Source organism: Sphingomonas sp. CFBP 13706 (assembly GCF_014842355.1).
GTDB lineage: Bacteria > Pseudomonadota > Alphaproteobacteria > Sphingomonadales > Sphingomonadaceae > Sphingomonas > Sphingomonas aerolata.
This window is the reverse complement of the sequence record NZ_JACYVM010000004.1, coordinates 1-25,472: the sequence shown is the minus strand read 5'-3', so window position 1 is coordinate 25,472 and position 25,472 is coordinate 1. Positions and strand designations below refer to the sequence as shown.

The 25,472-nt window shown below is 67.4% G+C and carries 24 protein-coding genes and 1 pseudogene; 7 read left to right on the top strand and 18 right to left on the bottom strand.

Going from position 1 to position 25,472, the window contains the following annotated elements; all coding sequences use genetic code 11:
* The 11 genes from murD to IFS44_RS08820 all read right to left on the bottom strand — a co-directional run bounded on the left by murD (window position 1) and on the right by IFS44_RS08820 (window position 10,998).
* Window positions 1–1,314, bottom strand: a complete 1,314-nt coding sequence (gene murD / locus IFS44_RS08870; protein ID WP_192098240.1) for a UDP-N-acetylmuramoyl-L-alanine--D-glutamate ligase — start codon at window positions 1,312–1,314, stop codon at window positions 1–3.
* Window positions 1,311–2,381: a phospho-N-acetylmuramoyl-pentapeptide-transferase gene (gene mraY / locus IFS44_RS08865; protein ID WP_031395401.1), complete on the bottom strand. Its 1,071-nt coding sequence runs from the start codon at window positions 2,379–2,381 to the stop codon at window positions 1,311–1,313. Before mraY ends, murD begins: the two co-directional genes overlap by 4 nt.
* Window positions 2,382–3,764 carry a UDP-N-acetylmuramoyl-tripeptide--D-alanyl-D-alanine ligase gene (locus tag IFS44_RS08860; RefSeq protein ID WP_192098239.1) on the bottom strand — a complete coding sequence of 461 codons (1,383 nt, stop codon included), beginning with the start codon at window positions 3,762–3,764 and terminating at the stop codon, window positions 2,382–2,384.
* Window positions 3,761–5,227: a UDP-N-acetylmuramoyl-L-alanyl-D-glutamate--2,6-diaminopimelate ligase gene (locus IFS44_RS08855; RefSeq protein ID WP_192098238.1), complete on the bottom strand. Its 1,467-nt coding sequence runs from the start codon at window positions 5,225–5,227 to the stop codon at window positions 3,761–3,763. Before IFS44_RS08855 ends, IFS44_RS08860 begins: the two co-directional genes overlap by 4 nt.
* Window positions 5,228–5,251: 24 nt before the next feature.
* Window positions 5,252–6,991, bottom strand: coding sequence for a peptidoglycan D,D-transpeptidase FtsI family protein (locus tag IFS44_RS08850; RefSeq protein WP_192098237.1), 1,740 nt, complete (start codon window positions 6,989–6,991; stop codon window positions 5,252–5,254).
* Window positions 6,988–7,620 carry a hypothetical protein gene (locus IFS44_RS08845; RefSeq protein ID WP_031440797.1) on the bottom strand — a complete coding sequence of 211 codons (633 nt, stop codon included), beginning with the start codon at window positions 7,618–7,620 and terminating at the stop codon, window positions 6,988–6,990. The genes IFS44_RS08850 and IFS44_RS08845 overlap by 4 nt, the downstream gene beginning before the upstream one ends.
* Complete coding sequence (gene rsmH / locus IFS44_RS08840) at window positions 7,617–8,573, bottom strand: 16S rRNA (cytosine(1402)-N(4))-methyltransferase RsmH (RefSeq protein ID WP_244180622.1); 957 nt, start codon at window positions 8,571–8,573, stop codon at window positions 7,617–7,619. Before rsmH ends, IFS44_RS08845 begins: the two co-directional genes overlap by 4 nt.
* A complete protein-coding gene (locus IFS44_RS08835; protein WP_342366383.1) occupies window positions 8,570–8,980 on the bottom strand; it encodes a division/cell wall cluster transcriptional repressor MraZ in 411 nt (136 codons plus the stop codon). Before IFS44_RS08835 ends, rsmH begins: the two co-directional genes overlap by 4 nt.
* Window positions 8,981–9,393: 413 nt before the next feature.
* A complete protein-coding gene (locus IFS44_RS08830) occupies window positions 9,394–9,642 on the bottom strand; it encodes a hypothetical protein (protein ID WP_107932813.1) in 249 nt (82 codons plus the stop codon).
* Window positions 9,643–9,746: 104 nt separating this feature from the next.
* Window positions 9,747–10,727 (bottom strand): cysteine synthase A, encoded by a 981-nt coding sequence (locus IFS44_RS08825; RefSeq protein ID WP_192098235.1) that lies wholly within the window; start codon window positions 10,725–10,727, stop codon window positions 9,747–9,749.
* A 100-nt stretch (window positions 10,728–10,827) separates the two neighbouring features.
* Window positions 10,828–10,998: a hypothetical protein gene (locus IFS44_RS08820; protein WP_192098234.1), complete on the bottom strand. Its 171-nt coding sequence runs from the start codon at window positions 10,996–10,998 to the stop codon at window positions 10,828–10,830.
* A 233-nt stretch (window positions 10,999–11,231) separates the two neighbouring features.
* Here IFS44_RS08820 and IFS44_RS08815 point away from each other — a divergent pair, with 233 nt between their 5' ends.
* The 3 genes from IFS44_RS08815 to aat all read left to right on the top strand — a co-directional run bounded on the left by IFS44_RS08815 (window position 11,232) and on the right by aat (window position 13,207).
* A complete protein-coding gene (locus IFS44_RS08815) occupies window positions 11,232–11,618 on the top strand; it encodes a hypothetical protein (RefSeq protein ID WP_183935229.1) in 387 nt (128 codons plus the stop codon).
* 118 nt (window positions 11,619–11,736) lie between these two features.
* Window positions 11,737–12,462: a ParA family protein gene (locus IFS44_RS08810; protein ID WP_192098233.1), complete on the top strand. Its 726-nt coding sequence runs from the start codon at window positions 11,737–11,739 to the stop codon at window positions 12,460–12,462.
* A 10-nt stretch (window positions 12,463–12,472) separates the two neighbouring features.
* On the top strand, window positions 12,473–13,207 hold the full coding sequence (gene aat / locus IFS44_RS08805) for a leucyl/phenylalanyl-tRNA--protein transferase (RefSeq protein WP_166747575.1): 735 nt from the start codon (window positions 12,473–12,475) through the stop codon (window positions 13,205–13,207).
* Between the two features lie 35 nt (window positions 13,208–13,242).
* Here aat and IFS44_RS22185 read toward each other — a convergent pair.
* From IFS44_RS22185 to IFS44_RS08780, 5 genes and pseudogenes are all read right to left on the bottom strand, one after another.
* Window positions 13,243–13,476: pseudogene (locus tag IFS44_RS22185) on the bottom strand (DUF2155 domain-containing protein); the annotation flags it as partial.
* A gap of 200 nt (window positions 13,477–13,676) precedes the next feature.
* Window positions 13,677–14,066, bottom strand: coding sequence for an NADH:ubiquinone oxidoreductase subunit NDUFA12 (locus tag IFS44_RS08795; RefSeq protein ID WP_031395586.1), 390 nt, complete (start codon window positions 14,064–14,066; stop codon window positions 13,677–13,679).
* Window positions 14,067–14,158: 92 nt separating this feature from the next.
* Window positions 14,159–14,704, bottom strand: a complete 546-nt coding sequence (locus IFS44_RS08790; RefSeq protein WP_192098232.1) for a DUF192 domain-containing protein — start codon at window positions 14,702–14,704, stop codon at window positions 14,159–14,161.
* Between the two features lie 29 nt (window positions 14,705–14,733).
* Complete coding sequence (locus tag IFS44_RS08785) at window positions 14,734–15,252, bottom strand: cold shock domain-containing protein (RefSeq protein ID WP_446740846.1); 519 nt, start codon at window positions 15,250–15,252, stop codon at window positions 14,734–14,736.
* Window positions 15,253–15,466: 214 nt separating this feature from the next.
* Window positions 15,467–16,081 carry a regulatory protein RecX gene (locus IFS44_RS08780; protein ID WP_342366382.1) on the bottom strand — a complete coding sequence of 205 codons (615 nt, stop codon included), beginning with the start codon at window positions 16,079–16,081 and terminating at the stop codon, window positions 15,467–15,469.
* Between the two features lie 178 nt (window positions 16,082–16,259).
* Here IFS44_RS08780 and IFS44_RS08775 point away from each other — a divergent pair, with 178 nt between their 5' ends.
* The gene (locus IFS44_RS08775; protein WP_037528158.1) at window positions 16,260–17,990 is read left to right on the top strand and encodes a fatty acyl-AMP ligase; all 1,731 of its coding nucleotides are present in this window, start codon (window positions 16,260–16,262) and stop codon (window positions 17,988–17,990) included.
* Window positions 17,991–18,199: 209 nt separating this feature from the next.
* Window positions 18,200–20,524, top strand: coding sequence for a putative bifunctional diguanylate cyclase/phosphodiesterase (locus IFS44_RS08770; RefSeq protein ID WP_244650116.1), 2,325 nt, complete (start codon window positions 18,200–18,202; stop codon window positions 20,522–20,524).
* Window positions 20,525–20,666: 142 nt separating this feature from the next.
* Here IFS44_RS08770 and IFS44_RS08765 read toward each other — a convergent pair whose 3' ends face one another.
* Together IFS44_RS08765 and IFS44_RS08760 are read right to left on the bottom strand one after the other, a co-directional pair.
* Entirely contained in the window at window positions 20,667–22,130 is a 1,464-nt protein-coding gene (locus IFS44_RS08765) for a CYTH and CHAD domain-containing protein (protein ID WP_192098229.1), read from the bottom strand.
* A gap of 77 nt (window positions 22,131–22,207) precedes the next feature.
* Window positions 22,208–23,131, bottom strand: coding sequence for a helix-turn-helix domain-containing protein (locus IFS44_RS08760; RefSeq protein ID WP_206757828.1), 924 nt, complete (start codon window positions 23,129–23,131; stop codon window positions 22,208–22,210).
* A gap of 371 nt (window positions 23,132–23,502) precedes the next feature.
* Here IFS44_RS08760 and IFS44_RS08755 point away from each other — a divergent pair, with 371 nt between their 5' ends.
* On the top strand, window positions 23,503–24,501 hold the full coding sequence (locus IFS44_RS08755; RefSeq protein WP_037528139.1) for an NAD-dependent epimerase/dehydratase family protein: 999 nt from the start codon (window positions 23,503–23,505) through the stop codon (window positions 24,499–24,501).
* Between the two features lie 59 nt (window positions 24,502–24,560).
* On the top strand, window positions 24,561–25,418 hold the full coding sequence (gene yghU / locus IFS44_RS08750) for a glutathione-dependent disulfide-bond oxidoreductase (protein WP_192098227.1): 858 nt from the start codon (window positions 24,561–24,563) through the stop codon (window positions 25,416–25,418).
* Window positions 25,419–25,472 lie beyond the last annotated feature (54 nt).

Below are 25,472 nucleotides of genomic sequence, written 5' to 3'. Positions count from 1 at the left end.
TCATGCCAGCGACTCGACCGCCGCGCGGAAGGCCGCGCCGCGCGCTTCGTAATCGGCGAACTGGTCGAAGCTCGCACAGGCTGGCGACAACAGTATCGTGTCGCCGGGCCGGGCATTGGCAGCCGCGCTGCGGACGGCCGCGTCGAGCGTGCCGACATGGTCGACCGGCATCGACCCGGCCAGGATCTCGGCGAACCGCGGCCCGGCCTCGCCGATCGTATAGGCGTGAACGACATGGCCGAAGCCGGGCCTGCACGCATCGAGGTCATCCCCCTTGGCGCGCCCGCCGACGATCCAGTGGACCCGCTCGAACGCGGCCAGCGCGGGCGCCGCGCTCTCCGGATTGGTCGCCTTGCTGTCGTCGACATAGGCGACGCCGTCATAGGAGGCGATCTGCTGCATGCGATGCGGCAGGCCGGTAAAGCTGACCAGCCCGCGATCGATATCGACCTCGCTCACGCCCAGCGCGCGCGCGACCCCCACGGCGGCACGTGCGTTCAAAGCATTGTGCGGCCCCTGGAGCGACGGCCAGCCGGCCTGGTCGCCGATGTCGATACGGTCGATGAACTGGATCGGAAGGTCAGCGGGCGCATCACCCAGAAGACGATGGTCGGCCTCTGCGCCGTGATCGACGATCGCGAGATGCGGCGTCGTCTGCATCGCGAACAGCCGCGCCTTCGACGCCGCATAGCCGGCAAAGCCGTCATAGCGATCGAGATGGTCGGGGGTAATGTTGAGCAGCACCGCGACGTCGCAGTCGAGCGTCTGCGTCAGGTCGATCTGATAGCTCGACAGCTCGAGCACATAGACCCCGCCCTCGGGCAGTGAATCCTGCCCGAGGATCGGCAGCCCGATATTGCCCCCCATCAGCGTCGGCACGCCCGCGGTCCGCAGGATATGATGCACGAGCGCCGTGGTGGTCGACTTGCCGTTCGTGCCCGTGATCCCGACGACCTTGTGGCGCGGCAGGTCGGCGCGGGCTTGCGCAAAGAGCTCGATGTCGCCGATGACGGGAACGCCCGCCGCACGCGCGTCCGCGGCGAGCGGATGCGTGTTGAGCGGCACCCCTGGCGACACGATCAGTGCGTCGAACCCCGCCAGATCGTCCAGCGGATCAAACCGAAGATCGACGTCATCGAGGGTGACCGACAGGTCTTGAATGCTGTCCGCCAGAGCCTCGCGCTTCGTTTCGTCGGAGTCCCACGCGACAACGCTCGCGCCGCCGGCCACCAGCGCTTGCACCGTCGCCGCACCCGACCGCGCCAGCCCCAGCACCGCAAAGCGTTTTCCGCGCCAGGCCTCAGCGACGATCACCGCAGCTTCAACGTCGACAGGCCGACCAGCGCCAGGACCAGTGCGATGATCCAGAAGCGGATCACGACGGTCGGCTCGCTCCAGCCGAGCTGTTCGAAATGATGGTGGATCGGCGCCATCCGGAACACCCGCTTGCCGGTCCGCTTGTAGAAGAACACCTGGATGATCACGCTCATCGCCTCGGCGACGAACAGCCCGCCGATGATCCCGAGCACGATCTCGTGATGCGCGACGACGGCGATGGTGCCGAGCGCGCCACCGAGCGCGAGGCTGCCGGTGTCGCCCATGAACACCGCGGCGGGCGGCGCATTGAACCACAGGAACGCCAGACCGCCGCCGACAACCGCGCCGCAGAAGATCGCGAGCTCGCCCGCGCCAGGAACGTGCGGGATGCCGAGATAGTCGGCGAACTTCACATTGCCCGCGAGATAGACGATCACCATGAACGCGACGCTCGCGATGATCACCGGCATCGTCGCCAGCCCGTCGAGCCCGTCGGTCAGGTTCACGGCATTGCCGAACGACACGATCGTGAAGGCGGCGAAGACGGGGAAGAACCAGCCGAGATCGATATACATGCGCGACGTGAACGGCAGGTACAGATGCGGGCCGTTCTGCGACATGATGATCGTCGCGGCGATCCCGGCGATCGCGAATTCGAGCAGCAGTCGCGTGCGACCCGAAATGCCCGCGGTGCTCGCCTTCCGCACCTTGTCGTAATCATCCATGAACCCGATCGTGCCAAAGCCCAGCGTCACGAACAGGCACGACCAGACATAGGGATTGCTCAGGTCCATCCAGAGCAGGATCGCCAGCGTCATGCTGGTGAGGATCATCAGCCCGCCCATCGTCGGCGTGCCGCGCTTGGCGAGATGCGTCTGCGGGCCGTCGGCGCGGATCGGCTGGCCCTTGCCCTGACGCACGCGCAGCCAGCCGATGAAGCGTGGCCCGATGATCAGGCCGATGATCAGCGCAGTCGCGACCGCCCCGCCCGTCCGCGTCGACTGATAGCGGAGCAGGTTCAATATTCCCGGGAAACCCAGATGTGCGGCGATCCAGTACAGCATTTACGTCTTCCCGCCCCCGAGACTCGTCACGACCCGCGCGAGCCCTACACCGTTCGATCCCTTGATGAGAACCGCATCGCCCGGCGCCAGGATCGTCCGTAACGACGTCAGCGCGGCCGCAGCGTCGCCCACATGGACGGTTTCGACTTTACCCTCAAGCGCTTGCGCAAGCGGCGCCATCGCTTCACCGACCAGCAGCGCCATTTCGACGTTTGCCGCGAGGATCGGCTCGGCAAGCCCGGCATGATAGTCGGCCGACGCCTCGCCCAGCTCGCGCATCTCGCCGAGCAGCGCGACATGCCGCCCCGGCTCCTTGGCCAGCACGGCCAGCGTCGCACGCATCGACGCAGGGTTCGCATTGTAGCTTTCGTCGATCACGAGCGCCTGCCCGTCCGCCAGCGTCGTCATGAACCGCGCACCGCGTCCCTGCAGCCCGCCGAGTTCGGCGAGCGCCAGTCCCGCCAGCCCGAGATCCGCGCCCGCTGCCTCGACGCACGCGATCACCGCCAGCGCGTTCGAAACCCAGTGCATCCCCGGCTGCGCCATCGTGAAGCTCAGTTCACGGCCGTCCTGCTGGACCGTCACGAACGTCGCGCCGGTCGCCAGCCGAACCGTCTCGATCGCGCGGACATCGGCACCCTTCGCGATGCCGAAGGTCACGATCCGCGACGCATGCGGCGCCGCCGCCGCGGTCAGCCTTTCGCGATGCGGGCTGTCGAAGGGGACAATTGCGACGCCGTCCGGCTCGAGCCCGGCAAAGATCTCGCCCTTGGCGTCGGCGATCGCGCTTTCGTCGCGGAAGAATTCGGTATGCGCCGGCGCGATCGCGGTGACGACCGCGATATGCGGACGGACGATCTGCGTCAGCTCGGCCAGCTCACCCGCATGGTTCATCCCCATCTCGAACACGCCGAAACGCGCGTCGCGCGGCATCCGCGCGAGGCTCAGCGGGACGCCGGTATGGTTGTTGTAGCTCTTGACCGAACGATGCACCGCCCCCGGCGCGCCGCGATCGAGCGCCGCGAACAGCGCCTCCTTCGCGCTCGTCTTGCCGACCGATCCGGTAACGCCGATGATCGTCGCGCCGCTGCGCGCCCGGCTCGCGCGCCCGAGCATCTGCAACGCGGTGAAGCTGTCGGCGACCAGCACATGCGGATGCGCGCAGGGTTCGGAGACGATCGCCCCCGCGGCGCCCTGCGCGAACGCCTGGTCGAGATACAGATGGCCGTCGCTCGCCTCGCCCTTCATCGCGACGAACAGGTCGCCCGGACCGACCTCGCGCGAATCGAATGCCACGCCCGTCACGGCAAACTCGGCCGATGCCACCCCGCCGGTCGCGGCGGCGATCTCGGCAGACGTCCACAGGGGCACCGCATTGTTCATGCCGCACACTCGCGTGCGACGCCGACATCGTCGAACGGCAACACCATGTCGCCGACGATCTGGCCCTGTTCGTGGCCCTTGCCCGCGATCAGCACGATGTCGTCGCTGCCCGCCTCGTCGATCGCCGCCTGGATCGCCGCGCGCCGGTCGCCGATCTCGATCGCGCCGGGCGCGCCCTTCAGCACGTCGCGGCGGATCGCGGCGGGATCCTCGGTACGCGGATTGTCGTCGGTGACGATCACGCGGTCGGCATAATGCATCGCGACCTGCCCCATCGTCTCGCGCTTGCCGGTATCGCGGTCGCCGCCCGCGCCGAACACGACGATCAGCCGGCCGCCCGCATGCGACTTGAGCGCGGCGATCGCCGCCTCCAGTGCGTCCGGGGTATGCGCATAATCGACATAGACCGGCGCACCCGAGCGCGCGATGACCGCACGCTCGAGCCGCCCGCGCACGGGCTGCAACCGCGCGAGATTGGCGATGGTCGTCGCGATATCGCCCCCGGTTGCGATCACCAGCCCCGCAGAGACCAGCGCATTGGCGGCCTGATATCCGCCGATCAGCGGCAGCGTCACGCGGTAGGTCTGGCCCGCCGCCTCGATCGTCAGCCCCTGCCCCAGCAATGTCGGATCGCGATCGACCAGCCGCAGCGTATCCCCGCGCGTGCCGACGGTCACGAGCCGATTGCCCCGCTCCCGCGCGAGGTCGATGACGCGCGCCGCCTGCGGATCATCGGCCCACACCACCGCCGCCCCATCCGGGCCCAATACTTCCGAAAACAGCCGGATCTTGGCGGTGAAATAGGCCGCCATGTCACCGTGATAATCGAGATGGTCGCGGCTGAGATTGGTGAAGGCGGCCGCCGATACGGGCAGTCCCTCGGTGCGATACTGGGTCAGCCCGTGGCTCGACGCCTCGAAGGCGAGATGCGTCACGCCTTCGCGCTCGAGCCCGGCGACGTTCGACAGGAAGGTGACGACGTCGGGCGTCGTGAGGCCGGTGGTGACGCGTTCGTCGGCGGTCGTGACGCCCAGCGTCCCGATCGATGCGGCGTGATGGCCGGCCATCCGCCACAATTGGCGGGTCATCTCGACACAGCTCGTCTTGCCGTTGGTGCCCGTGATCGCGACCGTCGTCGCGGGAAAGGGTGCAAAGAATGCTGCCGCCAGCTGGGCGAACCGTTCGCGGGGGGTCTCGTCGGCGATGTACGCTGCACCCTCGACGGCGAGGCCCGGCCGCGCGACGATGCCGATCGCGCCCGCGCGGATCGCGTCGGCGATATAATCCTCGCCATTGACGCGCGCGCCCTCGAATGCCCCGAAGATCGTCCCCGGTGCGACCTTGCGATGGTCGATCGCGAAGCCCGTGACGTTGCCGTCATACGCGTCGCGCGGTGCAGATCCGTGCACTGATGCCCCGCCATCGCTGACGGGGCCCTTACCGATCAGCGTTGCCAGTTTCATGCACCGATCCTCATGTATCGCCCCTCATTCCGCACCGGACGTCGGCTTTGCGCCAAAGGCCGGCGTGCCCGGCGCATGCCACAACAGCGGCAACAAGTCGCTTTCGTCAATGTCGCGGTTCGCGTCGGGAATGACGCCGAGCATCGATCCGGTCCGGCTGATCACGCGCGATACCACCGGCGCCGCGGTCCAGGCCGCAGTGGTGAAGCCATAGGATTCCTTGTTACCCTTGGCGGAATCAAGCGTCACCACGACGACATAGCGCGGCGCGTCCATCGGAAACGCGGCGGCAAAGGTCGAGACGTTGGTGTGCTTGTTATAGCCACCCGCCTGCGCGATCTCGGCCGTACCGGTCTTGCCGCCAACGCGGTAGCCGGGCGCCTCGCCCTTGCGGCCCGTGCCGTATTGCACGACCAGGCGTAGCAGCTGCCGCATCCGGGCGCTCGTCGTCGTGCTGATCACGCGTCGCCCGGCGGGGATATGCGCCGGATCGATCTTCAGCAGCGTCGTCGGGCGCCAGATCCCGCCATTCACCAACGTCGCATAGGCGTTGGCGAGATGCAGCGGCGTGACTGCGATCCCGTGCCCATAGGCCGACGTCATCAGGGTCGTGCGGGCCCAGAAGGTCGGCCAGATCGGCCGGCCCTTCTCGCGCAGTTCGATATCGGGCTTGGTGTCGAAGCCGAGCTTGCGGAACATGTTCTGCATCCCGGCCGCACCAATCTGGTCGGCGATCCGCGCGGTCGCGATGTTCGACGAATAGATCAGCGTCTCGGGGATGTTCAACCAGCGCTTTTCTTCATCGCCCGGATCGTCGTGGATCGTGTAGCCGCCAACGCGCAGCGGGACGGTCGCGTCGAAGCGCCGCGCCATCGAGGTGACGGCGCCCGAGTCGATCGCCGCCGCCATCGCGATCGGCTTGAACACCGACCCCAGCTCGTACACGCTCTGCGTACCCATGTTGCGCAGCTGCTCGGTCCCCGCCATGCCGACCCGGTTGGGGTTGAAGACCGGCATCGACGTCATCGCGATCACTTCGCCGGTGTCGACGTCGAGGACGATGCCGGCCGCGCTCTTGGCCTGGAACGACGCGACCGCCCGCGCGAGTTCGCTTTCCATCGCCGCCTGGACGCGCGTGTCGATCGACAGCGCGACCGGCGCGCCGTTCAGCGCGGGGTTGGTCAGCCGCTCGTCGAGGACGCGCTCCATCCCCGACATGCCGTGGCCGTCGGTCGACAGGAACCCCAGCGCATGCGCCGCCATGGTCGATTGCGGATACAGGCGCTGCGTCTCGCGCGCGAACACGATCGCGGGTTCGCCGATCGCGTTGACCTGCTCGACCAGCGCAGGCGACGCGCGGCGTTGCAGGTAGCTGAAATTCACATCCTTGGTCAGCAGACCGTAGAAGAAGGCCTGATTGCCGCGATCGGGCATAAGCGCTGCCAGCCGCGCGGCGATCTCGGTCGGATCGCCGATCATCTTCTTGGGATGCACCGCGATCGTCCACGCATCGATCGTCCTGGCCAGCGGCGCGCCGTTGCGATCGACGATATCGCCGCGCGCGGCGATCGCCGCGGCGCGGGCACCGGGATCGCTCAGCGACGACTGGATCGCGAGCACGCCGAGCCGGCCGATCACGACCAGCACCGCGGCCCCGAACAGGAACATCAACATCATCAGGCGCGTGTGCGCGGTCGCGACCAGCGCGTGGCGCTGCGTTGCGGTACGCCGCTCGGAAACCGGCCGGGCGACGAGGGTGGTCAACGCAGACGCCCTGCCTCGGCCCGGGCGCCGCTCAGGATCGAACCCAGCGTGTTGTCGGACAGCAGCTTGCGGTCGAGCATCGCGACTGCCTGCGGACGGACCTTGGCGACCGCGGCGAGGCGCTCGGGGGCGGCCGCGCGGACGATCGCCGTGTCGGTGGCACGGGCGGTCTGGACGGTGGCGCGGACAGTGACGGGCTTGAGCGGCGCTGCGGCAGCGACTGCCTGCACGGCGACGTCGACCGCCTGCGGTGCCGCGGCGGCGGCGGCAACCGGCAGCGACGGCACGAGCAGCTGCGCGGTCTGGACGGTGGCGCCCGCGGGCCCGCCGATCTGATTCACGTCGAGGCTGGCGAGGGCCGATTCGCTGGCGACGAACTGCCCAGCGGTCGGCGCGGACAGCGCCAGCGTATCGCCGTTCCAGCGCTCGAGCTGCGCGAGGTTCGCGCGCGTGTCGAACTCGGTCTCGAGCGCGCGGATATCGCGCTCGGCCGAGCGGATCTGGCCGTTGACGGTCTCAAGCTTCTTGCGCTCAGCGGCCACCTGCAGCGAAACGAGGTAAAAGCCGAGTACGACGGCAACGCAGCCACCGAACCAGCCCACACCCTTCAACCGATACGCCGCCGTCATGTCGTCACCTCTTCCGTCCAAGGTTGCGCGGAGGTCCGCCGCGCCGTTCGTAAAGTCGCAGAGCGTGCGCGCGGATTCCGCGCCAGCTCGTCCTCGCCGGCGCGCACGGGGCGGCCGACATCGGTAAAACTCGGTTCTACCACGGTTTTTGCCTGTGGAAGATGACGGGAACCTGAAGGCGCACTACCCGACCGCGTGCGCAGGAAGCGCTTCACCATACGATCCTCCAGGCTGTGGAAGGTCACGATGGCGAGCCGCCCGCCGGGCTTGAGCGCCCGCTCCGCCGCCAGCAGCCCATCGGCGAGCTCGCCGAGTTCGCGGTTGATATGGATCCGGATCGCCTGGAACGCGCGCGTTGCGGGGTCCTTCTTGTCGTGCGCCTTGTACCCCAGCGCGCGACGGACGACATGCGCGAGCTCGCCGGTGCGCGTCATCGGTCGTGCGGCAACGATCGCCCGCGCGACGCGACGCGACTTGGGCTCGTCGCCAAAATGATAGAGGACGTCGGCGATCTCGTCCTCGTCGGCCTCGTTGACGAAATCGGCGGCGGTCATGCCCGCCTGCGCCATCCGCATGTCGAGCGGTCCGTCCGACTGGAAGGAAAAACCGCGCTCGGCCTGGTCGAGCTGCATCGACGAGACGCCGATGTCGAGCGTGATGCCGTCGACGGGCAACGCGTCGCGTGCCTCAAGTTCGGCGACCATCGCGGAAAAGTCGGCGGCAACCAGCGTCAGCCGCTCCTCGCCATCGGCCCAGTCCTGACCCGCCGCAATCGCGTCGGGGTCGCGGTCAAACGCGATGACGCAAGCGCCACGCGACAGCAGCGCACGCGTATAGCCGCCCGCGCCGAACGTCCCGTCGACGATCGTCTCGCCGGGCGCGGGGGCCAGTGCGGCGATCACCTCGTCGAGCAGGACCGGGATGTGCGGGGCGGCGGGGATCGTGTCGCTCACAGCGAAACCCCCTTTTCGGCCATGTAGAAGCGCGCCATTTCCTTGACGACGGGGGGCATGTCGTCGGTCGCGACCAGCGCCGCGGGGTCCCAGATCTCGATATAGTCTAGGACGCCGTAGAAGAACGCGTGGCCCTTGATCCCGGCATAGAAGCGCGGGAAGGCGGGCATGATGAAGCGCCCCGAGCCATCGAACGGCACGGCCTCGCCCGACGCCGCGCGACGCTTGATGTTATAGTCATATTCGCCGTCTTCACGGGTATTCTCGGCCTCGCGGCGGTCGAGCTTTTCGGCGAGCAGCGCGACATAACCCGGATCATAGGCGACCAGGCAGCGGTTCTTCTGGTGTGCGCCGATGATGATGGTTCCGCCGTCCTTGCCGTTCGCCTTGGGGGCATTTGCCGACAAGATCGTCCGAAGGGCGGAAGGGATGGCTACCCGGCCCTTGTCGTCGACAAGGCCGATGCCATCTCCTTGATATCGCCCTCGATCCGACACGCCAATATCCCGCGAATGGCGCGCACGTCTTCCCGCCTCGAACCGCAGCCTTCGCCGCGGCCCGGCCGCGCAATCGCGAACGGTGAACGTGCCCCTGTGTTAATCTCCGTCTATCACAGCGGAACGGGGACGCAACGGGATATTTGGGGATTTCCGGGAATCAAGCGCTGTATTGCCCTTGATCCGGGACCATGTGCGCTGCCGGGACGACGCGGCGCGCACATTGATCCACAGCAAGGTCGAGTCGCACCTGGCATGCGGACGCGCTGCACGTCAGCGTGGTCCCGTGATTTCCCCGGCGCGGCAGCGGCGGGAAGCCCGGATCAGTTCGGAGTAGCGGGTGCCTGTGCATTGACGCTGGGTGCGAGGCCCATTTCCGCCAGTGGCTCGTCGGCACCGTCGGCGGCAGCGGTCGTGTTCGACACGGCCATGTTCGCGACGACATCGGCCTGTGCCGAGCCGGCGGCGACCACGGGTCGTTCGCGTGTCGCCGACCCGATGATCGCGCTGGCGAGCCCGATGAAGATCACCACTGCGGCGAGCCCGATCATGCCGACCTTTATCCGCTGCATGGTTTGCGAAGGTGCGCGTTGCGTCTGCATCTTGTCGCGCGCATCTACCCGATCATCGCGCACTTGTCGAATTTCACCATCCCGCGGCGCGGCGCCGCCCTCGCTCACACCAAGCCCTTCGCCGCGCGCCATTCAGGATTGTACAGCGTCGAGAGGTAGCGGAACCCCGTATCGCACAGGATCGTCGCGATCCGCTTGCCCGGTCCGAGCTGCCGCGCCAGCGCGACCGCGCCAGCTACGTTGATCCCCGACGACAGGCCGAGGCACAGCCCCTCCTCGTCGAGCAACTGCCGGGTCCAGGCATAGCCTTCCGCGTCCGAGATCCGGAACTGCGTGTCGATCGGCGCGCCATCGAGATTGGCGGTGATCCGCCCCTGCCCGATGCCTTCCGCAACCGAGGACCCTTCGGACTTCAGCTCGCCATGCGCATAATAGTTATACAGCGCAGCGCCGTGCGGATCGGTCAGCGCGATGCAGATCGCCTCGTCCTTCGCCTTCAGACCCAGGCCGACGCCAGCGATCGTCCCGCCCGTCCCCGCCGCGCAGGTGAAGCCATCGATCCGCTCGTCCATCTGCCGCCACAACTCTTCGGCGGTACCGATGATGTGCGCGTGGCGATTGGCGGTGTTGTCGAACTGGTTCGCCCAGATCGCGCCCGGCGTCTCCTCGGCGATGCGCCGCGACGTGTGCACGAAATGACACGGGTTGGAAAAGGCGGCGGCGGGCACGAGCACGAGTTCGGCACCCAGCGCACGCAGCGTGTCCATCTTCTCGCGACTTTGCGTCTCGGGCATCACGATGATCGTCTTGTAGCCCTTGGCATTGGCGACCAGCGCCAGGCCGATCCCGGTATTGCCCGCGGTCCCCTCGACGATCGTCCCGCCCGGGTGAAGCAGGCCGCGCGCCTCGGCGTCCTCGACGATGAACAGCGCGGCGCGATCCTTGATCGACGCGCCCGGATTGGTGAATTCGCACTTGCCGAAGATATCGCACCCCGTCGCGTCGCTCGGGCCCTTCAGTCGCACCAGCGGCGTATTCCCGATCAGGGCAAGCGTATCGGGGGCGGTCAGCGTATCGGATCTCATCTGCATCGGCTGTAGATGGCGCCACTGCCGGTCCGCCACAAGCGCGCTAAAACTATCCACCGGACAAGCCGGCGCACCAAGCCCCGTCAGGCCGCCCCTTTCACGCCGCGTCGCTCCTCACCGTTTCGATGCGGGCCTGAACGCAATCCAGTGCGTCGGACAATTTGGCGCCGAGCAGCAATTCGCCCCCCTCGTCGGCCAGGCAGAGCGCCTGGGTGATGAGCGTCGATATCGCCGACAGGCGCTCGGCGACAGGAATTTGGCCCGGCATGCAACGTCCTCTTACAACGGTTCCGTGAAATATAGTGGCAAATGCGTGACATCGGACGCCCCCGGTGCCTTTATTCCCGCGTCGCCACTGCCCGAATGTGGTGGCGCAACACTGCCGGGCGCCATCGCCAATGCGACGAACCGGCGCATCCCGGGGATGACCCGTCCCGCCGCGCGCGCATCGCGGTCGCTACGGCTTGACGCGATTTGCTGCATGCGCGAAGCCCCGACGATATGAAGAAGACGCTCCCCCTCACCGCCGTGGCTGCGCTGCTTGCGCTGGCTGCCTGCAACTCCAAACCGGCTGCACCTGAGGTGGTCGACAGCAATCCCGATCCGATGGCGAACCAGCTCGCCAATGCGGCGCCGGTCGAGCTGCCGCCGTCGATCAAGTCGGAGCAGACGATGCGCTGCAAGGACAACAGCCTGGCCTATGTGACCTTCTTCCAGGGGGGCAAGCAGGCCGTGGTTCGTCTCAAGGAAGGCGGTCCGGCCACGACGCTCAAGGCGGCTGCCGAGGGTGAGCCACTGGTCGCCGACGGCGGCTGGTCGATGACGGGCACCGAGAAGTCGATCGAACTGACCCAGCCGGGCAAGCCCGGCCAGACCTGCCACACCTGATCGTTCAGCCGGCCACGGCCGGATGATCCCGCGCCCCGGACGACCGCCAGCGTCGCCCGGGGCGTTGTTATGCCGCGACGCCTTGCCATCGGCGTCGCGCGACGGCACGCTGGCCGGCATGGCAACCATCGCGATCTACAGCCTGAAGGGCGGCGTCGGGAAGACCACGCTGGCAGTCAATCTCGCCTGGTGTTCGGCAACCCGGTCGGCACGCCGCACGATTCTCTGGGACCTCGACCCGCAGGCCGCGAGCAGTTTCCTGCTGCACGGTACCGCCGGGCGGGATCAGGCCCAGGCGATGTTCTCCCGCGATATCAGCGTCGCCAAGCGCGCCCAGCCGACGCCGGTTGCGAAGCTCGATCTGATCACCGCCGACGCCTCGCTCCGCGGTCTCGACCAGCTGTTTCACACGCTCGACAAGAAAAAGCGGCTCGGCAAGCTGATCGGCGCGCTGACCGATTATGATCGCGTCCTGCTCGACTGCCCGCCGGGTCTTACCGAAACCGCCGATCAGGTGATGCGCGCCGCCGATCTGATCGTCGTCCCCGTCATCCCCTCGCCGCTGTCGCAACGCGCCTATGAGGAGGTGATCCGCCATCTCGGCGGCAAGGTGCCCGTGCTGCCCGTCCATGCGATGGTCGATCGCCGACGGCGCCTGCATGCCGACGCGCTGGCCACCAACCCCGACTGGCCGGTCATTCCGATGAGCAGTGTGATCGAGGCGATGACCGTACAACGCGCGGCGGTCGGGGCCTTCGCACCGCGCTCGACCGCCGCGGCGGCGTTCGATCAGCTGTGGCGGACGATCGAACACCGGCTGGCGGCGGGGTCGGCAGCGGACTAAGGCGCGACCGATGGACATTCTCGATCCGCGCCTCGTGCTTGGCGGCTATGCGGCCGGCGTCTTCCCGATGGCCGACAGCCGCGACGCGATCGACGTCTACTGGGTCGAGCCGCGCCAGCGCGCAGTCCTGCCGCTCGACGGGTTCCGGCTCTCACGCTCGCTGCGCAAGACCATCGTCGCAGACCGTTTCCGCGTCACCGTCGACACGGCGTTCGGCCAGATCCTCGCGCTCTGCGCCGAAAGCGTCGAGGGCCGGCCAGAGACGTGGATCAACGCGGGGATCGAGCGGGTCTTCCACACGCTGCATCTGATGGGCTTTGCGCATTCGGTCGAATGCTGGGACGGCGACCGGCTGGTCGGCGGGCTATACGGGCTGGCGCTCGGGCGGGCCTTTTTCGGCGAAAGCATGGTCAGCCGCGCGACCGACGCGTCGAAGGTCGCACTGGCGCATCTCGTCGCGCGGCTGAAGGCCGGCGGCTTCGATCTGCTTGATTGCCAGTTCCAGACCTCGCATCTCGAATCGCTCGGCGCGATCGAGATCGAGCGTGCCGATTATATCGCGTTGCTCGCCGCAGCGCTCGATGGGGTGGTCGGCTCGACCGGCTCGTCCGGTGCGGCTGCATCATTGGCCGCCACCGGGGATTTCTTCGCGCTCGACCGCGCCGCCGCAGGTGCGCCCGACGATGCCGTATCCGGCCCGGTCGCGGGGAAAGTCATCGCGCAGCTTTTGGTCCAGACGTCGTAGATCGGATGCTGCACCGCGTTCAGCGCGGGGCGCTCCTTGTACAGCCAGCCCGAAAAGGTCCGCCGCCATTTCTTGTCGACGCCGCGGACGATCACCTGGACAAAGGCCCCCGTCAGCTGTTCGGGCTCCCAGGGTGCGGTTTGTTCGCAGGCGCGCAGGCGGAGGACGACGTCGCCCATCCGGGTCGCCTGTCCTGGCTTCAACGTGACGTCGCGCGTCACGCCGTTCCGCTTGTTGAGCAGGCCGATTACCGCGACGCGCTCTGCCATCGGCGTCCCGCCATTGGCGAGCGCCGCGCCGCCCGTGTCGATCGTCTCGACCGACCCGTCACCACCCTGATCGCCGCCCGGTAGATCCTGCTGGACCACGACCGTCGTATCGGCCTTGCGGTTCGTCCACGCGCGATAGCCGAACCAGCCACCGACCGCGAGAACCACGACCAGGATCGCCGCAGCGATCCGGCGCTGCATCACTCAGGCACCCACGCTTCGTAATCGCCGGTCGCCGCAGCGCGCTGGCCACCCTTTTCCATCGCGCCCGTCGGGCGGTAGGCGAGTGCAGTACCCGTCAGGTTGGGCAGGGCGGGCTTCTGCCAGGGGCGAACCGGCGGCAGGGCACGATCGGGCACGTCGGCGACCTGATGGTGCAGCCAGCTGAACCAGGCGGGCGGTACCCGGCTGGCGTCGGTCGCACCCTGATAGATCACCCAGCGACGCGGATTACCCGCGGTATCCTTGCCGCCTTCATAATAGACGTTGCCGAGCGCGTCCTCGCCCATCCGCGTCTTGCCGCGAAGCCCGAATTTGGTGCCGAGCGTGGCGCCGTTCCACCAGGTGAAGGTCGATGCGAGAAATCCCATAGCCGCCGCTTAGCGGGTGCACGCCGCGCCATCAACCTCGAACGCAGTGCCTGCGCCGTCGCGAGACGGCACTTTGCGGCGGATATGGCGGTTCAGCCCGGCGCGCCCGGCCATTCGACGCGGTCGCCCTCGGCAATGCCGAGTTCCCCGGCACGCCCGCCCATGATCTCGAGGACCGCGCCGACGGGTTCGCCCGACGGGATCGGCGTTTCGGAGAAGGGGATCGTGTTCTCGGCGATCCGCGCGATCGTCCGGTCGGCGCGGATATAGATGATGTCGAGCGGGCTCGGCGTGTTCTTCATCCAGAAACTCGCCTCGCGCGGCCCGCTGCCGTCGGTCGGATAGGGCCAGAACAGCATGCCCCGATTCGGCTTGAGGTCGGTCCGGTACATCAGCCCGCGGGCCTGCTCCGCCTCCGTCTTGGCGCTCTCGACGGTGAACACATGCGCGCCGTTCGCGCTGTGGATCGTCACGGCCAGCGTCGCGGCAGCCTGACCCGGTGCAGCACCGGTGCCCGTGCCGGTCGCCGTGTCCGCGACGGTAGCGTCTGGGGCGGCGGCGTCGCCCGCCCGAGCGTCGCCGTTCGAACACGCGTAGAGGCCGAGCGCCAGAAGCGCGGCTAAGACGGTTTTACTCATTACATATATCCCCGGTTGCGGCGGGCCGATTACCACGCCGGCGCGGATCGCTCCACCGTGACGGCCAGCGGCCCCTTGCGACCGGTCACGATTCGGGCCTGCAACGGCTGATCGGGCTCGACCACGTCGATCCCCGCCCGCCGCAGCGTTTCCATATGGATGAACACGTCACTGTCGTCGCTTGCCCGTACCAGGAAGCCATAGCCCTTGAGCCGGTTGAACCACTTGACGACGACGGGTTCGAACGGGCCTGCGGCATCGATCAGCGCGACCGGATCGATCCGGTCGACCGGCGCCGCCGTGCCCGGTCGTACCGCCGTCTCCTCGACTGCGCCGCTCAGATCGATCGACAGGACCTCGCGCGCCTGGAACCCACGCCCGCGCTGCACCGCGACCACGTCGACCCGCGCGCCCTCTGGCAGGCTGCGCCGGCCATGCGGCTGGAGCACCGAGAAATGGATCAGGATATCGCCGATCGCCGTATCGTCAGCGACCGCGAAGCCGAAACCGCGCGTCACATCGAACCATTTGATGACCCCGCCGAACACGGACGGCTCCGCGATAGACTGTGCAGTCGCTTGTAAAGCGGGCTGATCGACGCCTTGATCGAGGTCCGGCACTGCGCGCGGTCCGGCAGCCGCTACCGCGTCCGGTACCGTGGCCGGCCTGTCCCCATCATATTGCGCTTCACTACGCATCGTTACGCACCCCTGCACCTTGCTAGCACGCTTCGTCGCAGCCGCAACAACCTGCAATGCGTCTTCAGTCAAAATCTGTCGTATCGATCGTCTCAGACGGGGACGCGGCAAGAATTTTGCGTGCCAGATCGAAACCGTGGCCGGCGCGCACCATCGCACTGAGCTGCTTTTGCCGCAGCGCACGATTCTCGGCCCCACCCCCGTCGCTATTCTCCGACCGGGCATACGGGCCCAGCCGCTTGCGCTTCGCATAGGCCAGCGCCGCATCGACGTCGCGCGCCGCGATTTCGGGGGCGAGCGCATCGGCATCGGCCTCGTCAATCCCCGCCTCGCGAAACGCCCCCGCGACACGCCGCGCACCCAGGCCGCGGCGCTGCATCGCTGCCGCCCGCGCCTCGGCAAAGCCGCGATCGTCGATATAGCCGAGATCCGCCAGTTTCTGTGCCAGCCCTTCGGGATCGGCGGGCGGCACAGCGGGGCCGGTTTCGGGCGCCTCGACCCAGCCGCGCTCGCGTACCTTGCGCCGCAGATAGTCGCTCAGGCGGCCGCGCGTGGTCGCGAATCGCTCGACATAGCGCAGCGCTAACCCCTCCAGTCCCGCGGCATCCAGCGGTTTTGGCGGGCGTTTCTCCTGTCTTTCTCGGCGGCGATCCTGGGTCACGCCATCATTGTGCCACACTGGGATAGGATTTTGAACGCCACGACCGTGCATGGCTGGCCTTTGCACGGTCTCAAGCGGCGAATGTCCCCGGACAGGCCGCGACGTGGAAGACAGGACGCACATGACGATCGACACCTTTCAGACGACGGCGACGAACGGGCTGATAAAGCCTGCGGTCGCACCGTCGGCCGATCCCATGCCGGCGCAGCGCACGGCGACCCCCACCGCGGACACGCTGCCGCGCCGCTTCGCCGACTTCGCGACACTTGGCGAGGCGCTCGACTATGCGGCGACGGGGCAGCGCGGCCTCAACTTCCATGACGCGCGCGGTACGCTCAGCCAGCCCTATCCCTATGCGACGCTGCGTCGTGACGCGCTGGCGATGGCCGACCGCCTGATCGCCGCCGGCGTCGCGCCTGCCGACCGCATCGCGCTAGTCGCCGAGACCGGCCCAGAATTCGCGGCGCTGTTCTTCGGTGTCGTCTATGCGGGCGCCTGGCCGGTGCCGCTGCCCCTGCCGACGTCGTTCGGCGGCCGCGACTCCTATATCGAACAGCTCCGCGTCCAGCTTTCGAGCTGCGATCCCAAGATGCTGATCTTCCCGCCCGAGCTCGCGCAGATGGCGAGCGAGGCGGCGCGTCTGGCGGGCACGCACGGGATCGACTGGTCCGAATTCGCGACCCGCGAAGCCCCCGCCGCCACGTTGCCCGAGGCGCGTCCCGACGACATCGCCTATCTGCAATATTCGAGCGGCTCGACGCGGTTCCCGCACGGCGTCGTCATCACGCACGAGGCGTTGCTGAACAATCTCGCTGCGCACAGCCACGGCATGGAAGTCTGCGACACCGATCGCTGCGTGTCATGGCTGCCCTGGTATCACGACATGGGGCTGGTCGGCTGCTTCCTGTCGCCGATCGCCAACCAAGTCTCGACCGATTACCTCAAGACCGAGGATTTCGCGCGCCGTCCGCTCGCCTGGCTCGATCTCATCAGCCGCAACACCGGCACCACGCTCAGCTATTCGCCGACCTTCGGCTATGACATCTGCGCGCGCCGCATGTCGTCGCAGACCAAAGCCAGCGACAGGTTCGACCTGTCGCGCTGGCGCGTCGCGGGCAATGGTGCCGACATGATCCGTCCCGACGTGATGCAGTCGTTCGTCGACGCCTTCGCCGATGCCGGGTTCCAGGCCTCCGCCTTCCTGCCCAGCTACGGCCTTGCCGAGGCGACGCTGGCGGTATCGCTGATGCCGCCGGGCGAGGGGATCCGCGTCGAGCTGGTCGAGGAAACTCAGTTGTCGGGCGGCGCGCGTGGTGAGGATCGTCCGCAGCGCTACCGGGCGATCGTCAATTGCGGCAAGCCGGTGCGCGACATGACGATCGAGATCCGCGAAGAGGACGGCACCCCCCTCCCCGAGCGCGCGATCGGCAAGGTCTGGTGCAAGGGCAAGTCGGTGATGGTCGGCTATTTCCGCGACGATGCCGCCACCGCGGCGTGCATGTCCGACGGCTGGCTCGATACCGGCGATATGGGCTATATGTCGGATGGCTATATCTACATCGTCGGCCGGGCGAAGGACATGATCATCGTCAACGGCAAGAATCACTGGCCGCAGGATATCGAATGGGCGGTCGAGCAGCTGCCCGGGTTCAAGGCGGGCGACATCGCCGCATTCGCGATCACGACCCCGGGGGGCGAGGAAACCCCCGCCGTCCTCGTCCAGTGCCGCAGCTCCGACGAGGGTGAACGCCTGCGCCTGCGCGACGAGATCCGCGAACGCGTCCGCTCGGTGACGGGCATGAATTGCGTGATCGAACTGATCCCTCCCCGCACGCTGCCGCGCACCTCGTCGGGCAAGCTCAGCCGCGCCAAGGCGCGCAACCTGTACCTGAGCGGCGACATCAAGCCCTATGACATCGCCGCCTGACGACGCCTGCCCCGCCGCACCGTCCCGCCAGTGCGGCGGGACAGTCGCGGCCCCTGCCCCCAACCCGGTTATTTTTCACAACGCGGGGGATGGGAACGTTGCGATAACCAACGTGCATTAAGCCCGGCGGTGTGAACAGCCAGTCGCCTTCCGGATCCGATACGCCCCCGCCGACCATGCCGGCGCGTACACGAATGTCGACGCATCACATGCCCATCGACATGCGCGCGCTGCTCGCGCTGTCGGAAGGGTGCGATCCCAGGGAATGGGGCCGGCTTCGCGCGGCGCAGCTCGACGCCGGCCGGCAACTCGCCTGGTTCGCCCTCGCCGCCAACCTGCTCGCGACAGCCGTCTGTGCCGCATTGCTCTATCCCCGGATGCCGTTCTGGCAGGTCGCGTCATGGTCGACGCTCCTGATCGCCGGCACCGTGTGGGTGACCGTCCGCCGCCGCCTCGCTCCCTCGCGCGCTGCCGGGCATGGCGGCAGGACGGATATCCGCGCAACCTTGTGGGAGGGGGGTAGCCTCGCTTTGGCCTGGTCGGTCATCCCGGTGTTCTTCTGCCCGCAGGTCCCGGTCGCGACCAGCATCGGGCTCGGGCTCACGCTGATGATCGTGATGACGGGGGCAGCCTTCGCGATGGCACCGCTGCCGCTCGCCACGCTCATGTTCATCGGCACGCTCGGTTTCGTATCGTTCGTCCAGCTCATGCTGATGCACGCGGGTGCGATCGCCGGGGGGGTGCTCGCCTTCACCCTGTTGCTGATGACAGCCTGCCTCAGCCGGACGCGCGCGCTGGTCACGATCCACAATGCGCAGGCGGTGCTCGACGAACGCGACGAGACGATCAGCGTGCTCCTGCTCGAGTTCGAGGAAAGCGCAGCCGAATGGCTGTGGGAGACCGACGCGACACGACGCGTCATCCGGCCCAGCGCCCGCTTCGCGCGGGCTTGCGGTCGCGCGCCGGCGGATATCGACGGCATGCCGATCCTCCAACTGCTGGCCGGACCATCCTGGGACAGCGGCACGTTCGCGGCCGGCCTGCGCGCGCTTGCCGAAAAGCTGCGCAACCGGGACAGCTTCGTCAACCTGAGACTGCCGATCCGCTTCACCGAACAGGAGCGCTGGTGGCAGCTGGCCGCCGCCCCGCGATACGACGACCGCGGAATATTCTGCGGTTTCCGCGGCGTCGGCGCCGATGTCACGGACCAGCGCGCCTCCGCGGACAAGATCAACCGCATGGCGCGGTTCGACACGTTGACCGGGCTGCCCAACCGCCGGCTGATCACCGAGACGCTGTCCGACGCGATGATCGCGGCGGAGGCCTGTGGCGGACGCTGCGCGTTCATGATGCTCGATCTCGACCGGTTCAAGGCGGTCAACGACACGCTCGGCCACCCGGTCGGCGACCGGCTGCTGTGCCAGGTCGCGGAACGGCTCGGCCATATGATGAGCGCGAACGAATCCTGCGGGCGGCTTGGCGGCGACGAGTTCGCGCTCGTCGTCCGCGACGCCAGCGATACGGGCGCGGTCGAGGAGCTCGCCGGACGCATCATCACCGCATTGTCGCGGCCCTACGACGTCGATCACTATACGCTGCATATCGGCGCCAGCATCGGGCTTGCCTTCGGGCCGCGCGACGGGCGCACGTCGGAGATGCTGATCCGGTCCGCCGATCTGGCGCTCTATCGCGCCAAGGATGCCGGTCGCGGTGTGTATCGCGTCTACGAACCCGCGCTTTACGTCCAGGCGGAGGAGCGGCGGGTGCTTGAGATCGCGCTGCGCGGCGCACTCGATCGGGGTGAGATGTCCCTCGCCTATCAGCCGATCATCGACACGCAGGGCGGCATGCTGCGCGGCTTCGAGGCGCTGCTGCGCTGGGAAAGCCCGGAGTTCGGCATGGTCCCGCCGTCCCGCTTCATCCCGCTCGCCGAAGACGCACGGATCATCGCGCAGATCGGCGCCTGGGTCCTGCGCACCGCCTGCGCCGAAGCCGCGAGCTGGCCGGAGGGTCTGCGCATCGCCGTCAACGTGTCGCCGGTCCAGCTGCAGAATGACGGTTTCGTCACGACCGTCGCGACCGTGCTTGCCGACAGCGGGCTGTCGGCCGACCGGCTCGAGCTCGAGGTTACCGAGGGTGTCTTCCTGCGCGAGGATCGTGGAGCGACGACGACCCTCGCGCGTATCCTCGACCTTGGCGTACGCCTGAGCATCGACGATTTCGGCATTGGCCACTCGTCGCTGGGCTATCTCAGCCGCACTCGTTTTTCCTCGATCAAGATCGACGGCAGCTTCGTCCGCGCCGCAGCACGCGGCGGCCGCGAGGCGCTGGCGATCATCCGCGCGGTGGTCGCGCTGGCGCAAAGCCTCGACATTGCGACCACCGCGGAAGGGGTGGAGACGCAGGACGAGCGTCAGCTCGTCGCGGCACTCGGCTGTACGCACGCGCAAGGCGATCTGTTCGGCCGCGCGCTCCCCGTCACCGAAACCCGCACGCTGGCGGAGCGCGACTGGACTGATTCGGCCGCGGCCTGACGTCGCAATGACGCGTCAGCCGAGCATCCCGGCATAGCTTTGCAGCGGCGGCGGCAGGATCAGCCGGGCCAGGCCACCCCCGACAACGACGACCATCGCGCACAGGCTGATCTGCATCGACATGCGCCGGTCGTGCACCCGATCAGCGCCAGAAGGCTTTCCGGTCGAGCAGCGCCGAGTGCGCCGCGGCAGCGCGGTCGAGCCGCTTGGCGTGTTTGCGATCGTCGACCAGCGCCGCTTCAGTGTCCTCAATCCCCAGCCGGGCGAGGATCGCGGGCACCGTTGCCGCGTCGTTCAGCGTGCCGAGCCGGTCCTGCAGCGTTTCGAGCGTCGAGACGAACTTGGCCTGCCGCTTTTGCTGCACCGCATCGGCGAACAGGTCCGCGAAGAATTCCGTCGCATAGCGCAGCGTCTTGGCGTGCTTGCGGATCGCATGGCGTTCGTCGTCCGTCAGCAGCGCGAGCGATGGCGCGTCGATCTTGAGCGCCTTGCGTCGCTTGCGGAGCGCCGCCGCTGCAAATTCGCGGGCGGGCGCCTCGCGCACTGCCCGCGTCGCGTCCCCCGTCGACCAGTCGCCAACCGCGAGCCACTGCGTCAGATCGAGCATTACCGTCCGCACGCGCGACGACTCCAGCGCCACATCGACCTCCCCATAAGCCACAGCGCGCGCCGCCTCGATCCGGTCAAAGACGTCGCCCGCGCCCAGCTTCGCCGCCGCCGTGTCCGCCAATACGTCGAGATCGCGCGCCTGCCCCAGCGTCTGGGCCAGCCAGCGCAGCTCGGACCGGAAATGCGCCGTCTGCTCGCGTCCCAGCACGCGCTTGAACAGCCCGAGTGCGGCGCGTGTCCGCCGCAATGCAACTCGCGCCTGGTGCAGCGCCTCCGGCGCGCGCGTCTCGAGCAGGATCGTCTCGTTCAGCCGGTAGTGCCGCAGGCAGGCGCCAATAACTGTCCGGAGCGCCTCGATCGTCGTCGCGTCGCCATCGAGCGACACCGGCTCGGCCTTGAAGGCGCGACGCACTGGCCCGGTCAGGCCGTAACCGCGCTCGGACTTCGTCACGACGCCCAGCCGCAGCGGCACCATATCCGCGATCCGGCGGGCCAGCGTGAACAGCGCGATCGGGTCGCCGCGCTTGAGTTCGATCTCGACTTCGCAGACCGGCGACTGCCGCTCGCCAACCCGGACCATCCCTCGGTCCAGCACGAGTTCGATCTCCGCCCCGTTCTCGCTGATCTCCCAGCTGCGTCGTTCCACCGACACGGTGAAGGCCGGCGCGAGCCGTTCGGTGGTCCCGTCGAGCAGCGCGAAGACCGGCGTGGTGTCGTCGAGACGCGGACGATCGTCCGTGACCGGCCGTTCCCATTCGGGGCGCGAGAACAACCCCGCGCCCTTTGCCGGGTCGATCTTGATCGTCTGGATCCGCGTATCGCCCGCGCGCCGGATCCGCAGCGACGCGCCGTGCTCCCGTAGCGTTTGCTCGGGCGTGTCGAAATAGATCGCCTCGAGCATCGTGGTACGGGTCGAGTCATCCGACGGCAGTTCGCGCGCGACCCGGTCCGCGGCGTCCGCCGTCAGGACGAGCTTCAATTCGACTTCCTGCATCATCCGCGTATCCGATCTGCGTCCCCCTCGACATAACGCATATCGGCGACCGAAGGGCCAACCGGATGTGCCCGCTGCGGCTAGCTTGTCAGCTCGTCGCGGCGGCCACGGCCGTCATGGACGGTGCGGATGATGCTGCTGACGCTGACCGGGGGCGTCGGGATGTGCAGCGCCTGCGTCGGCGTGCCGATCACCGCCGCGCGGGCACGCAGGCTGGATTTCAGGAACAGCGTCTCCGATGCGAGGAAACGCCGCGGCGTCGTGCCGAGGAACGTCGTTGCGTCGCGCAGGAAATGCGACGCATCGAAATAGCTGCTGTCGATCGCCGAATAATCGACATGGCCATCGGGCCGGATCAGCCGGATGAACGACCGCAGGAAGCGCGCGCGCCGCAGCAGCATCTTGGGCAGCATGCCGAAATGGCGGGTGGCGAGCCGCCTGAGCGCGTGCGTCTCGATCCCCAGCCGGTCGGCGACATCCTGCATCTCGATCACCCCGTCGGTCACCGTCAGCGCGGCGAACGCACGGATCAGTTCCTCCTGCGGGTGCCGGCGCTGGAACAGCGGCTCCAGCACGTCGTCGAGGAACGGCTTGATCATCGCATCGTCGGACAGCGCGTCGAGCCCCGTCGTCAGCCGGCGCGACACCTCCGGACCGAGCAGCGTCTCGAGCGGCACGATGCGGTTGCGGAAATCGCCCGCCAGCCGCGACGTCATCCGCGACCAGCCGATCGCGCTGATTCCGATCCCGACCGCGACGCCGCCATGCGTGACGGTGCGAAACGCGCGGCTGGTCGGGCCGTAGAGACTGGCGCGCTCGAGCGGCCCGAACCGGTGATTGCCGATCGCCACGGTGATCGGCCCCGCATCCGCGATGATAGAAATCATAACCGGTGCAGGTAGATACCAGTTGACGAGCGGGTTGCGATCACTGGCCGAATAGATCGCATATCCGGTCAGGCATTCGGCAAGGCTTGCCTGGGGCAAGTCATACCGCATCCGCATTCCCGGTGGCATCGCAAATTTTTCCGGCGATACACCCGGAGAGTGTGTTCCACCAAAAACTTGATCTACATTCATACAATCTACTCGTTTCTGTACGGAAGTATCCGCGCGCTTGCGGCCTATGGCTATACTGCTTTGCAGCGAAACGCTAGTTGTCCTATAATCTGGCTTAGTATTGATTGGCTTCAATACTTTGCCCGTTCTTCGCCGGGTCTCGACATTGAAGACCGGCTATCGCCGCCGCCGTCCCGATGATGGACGTCGCGCCCACGCCGCCTCGCACGGCACAGCAGGGATGCGGGATTGTTGGGGTTGACACTGGTATCGGCATCGCTTCTCGGTGCCGCCGAACCCATCAGGAAAGAACAGCGATGACAGTGATCGTAACCGGCGCCGCCGGCTTCATCGGCATGCATGTCGCGGACGCGTTGCTGGCACGTGGCGAAACGGTGTTCGGCATCGACGAGTGCAACGCCTATTACGACCCCGCGCTCAAGGCGGCGCGGCTCGCCTATCTGCGCGACCGGCACGGCGCGGCCTTCACCTTCGCCAAGCTCGATTTCGCGGACACGCCTGCACTCGACGCGGCGGTGGCAGGCCTCGACATCGACCGGATCGTCCATCTCGGCGCGCAGGCCGGCGTACGCTATTCGATCGAGAATCCGATGGCCTATGCCCGGGCCAATCTGGTCGGGCATCTTAACATCCTCGAACTCGCGCGCGCGCGGCAGGTCCGGCACCTGGTCTACGCCTCGTCCTCGTCGGTCTATGGCGGCAATGACAGCGTGCCCTTCCGCGTCGAGGATCGCACCGACCGCCCGCTGTCGCTCTATGCCGCGACGAAGAAGTCGAACGAACTGATGAGCGAAAGCTACGCGCATCTCTATCGCCTTCCGCAGACCGGGCTGCGCTTTTTTACCGTCTACGGCCCCTGGGGGCGTCCCGACATGATGATGTGGATCTTTACCAAGGCGATCCTCGCCGGCGAGCCCATTCCGGTGTTCAACGCGGGGCGGATGGAGCGCGACTTCACCTATATCGACGACATCGTCGCCGGCATCGTCGCCGCGCTCGATGCGCCGCCCGCGGATGACGGCCAGGCAAAGCCCGGCGGCAGCATGGGGCCGCACCGCGTCTACAATATCGGCAACAGCCGCGCCGAACAGCTCGGCGAGGTCATCGACGTGCTCGAGCAGGCGATCGGTCGCAAGGCGATCCGCCAGGACCTGCCGATGCAGGCGGGCGATGTCGTGCGCACCTGCGCCGATGTCAGCGCGATCGGCAACGATCTCGGCTTCGCCCCCACCACCAGCATCACCGAGGGCGTGCCACGCTTCATCCGATGGTATCGCGACTATCACGGCGTCTAGGCGTTAGGATTGCCAAGACCGAACCCCGAGCCCACCCTTACGATGCACGGAGCAGCCCGATGACCGACGCCCCGATCTATACCCCCCCGGCAATCTGGACCTGGAACCGCGACAATGGCGGCCGGTTCGCCGCGATCAATCGCCCGGTTGCCGGATCGACGCATGACAAGGAGCTGCCGGTCGGGCGGCACCCGCTGCAGCTCTATTCGCTCGGCACGCCGAACGGGGTGAAGGTCACGATCATGCTCGAGGAACTGCTCGCGCTCGGCCATGCCGGCGCCGAATATGACGCCTGGCTGATCCGGATCAACGAAGGCGACCAGTTCGGCAGCGGTTTTGTCGAGATCAATCCCAATTCCAAGATTCCGGCGCTCATGGACCGCAGCGGCACGACGCCGCTGCCGATCTTCGAATCCGGCGCGATCCTGATGCATCTCGCAGAGAAGTTCGGCGCGTTCCTGCCGACCGAACCCGCGGCGCGCGCGACCTGCCTGTCCTGGCTGTTCTGGCAGGTCGGCAGCGGCCCGTTCGTCGGCGGCGGCTTCGGCCATTTCTACGCCTATGCGCCGGTCAAGATCGAGTACGCGATCGACCGGTTCGCGATGGAGGCCAAGCGCCAGCTCGACGTGCTCGACCGGCGTCTCGCCGACAGCGCGTATCTGGCCGGCGCCTCCTATACGATCGCCGACATGGCCGCGTGGCCCTGGTACGGGGCACTGGTCCAGGGCCAGCTTTACGACGCCGGTGAGTTCCTCCAGGTCCAGGACTATCCGAACGTGAAGCGCTGGGCGGATGCGATCGGCGCACGCCCCGCGGTCCAGCGTGGCCGCATGGTCAACCGCGTCATGGGCGATCCCGCGAGCCAACTCCACGAACGCCATGACGCCACGGATTTTGCGACCCGCACACAGGACTAGGTGTTTAGTCCCGGCATCTGGTGGATCGGATCGACGATGAACCTGTCAGGCTCT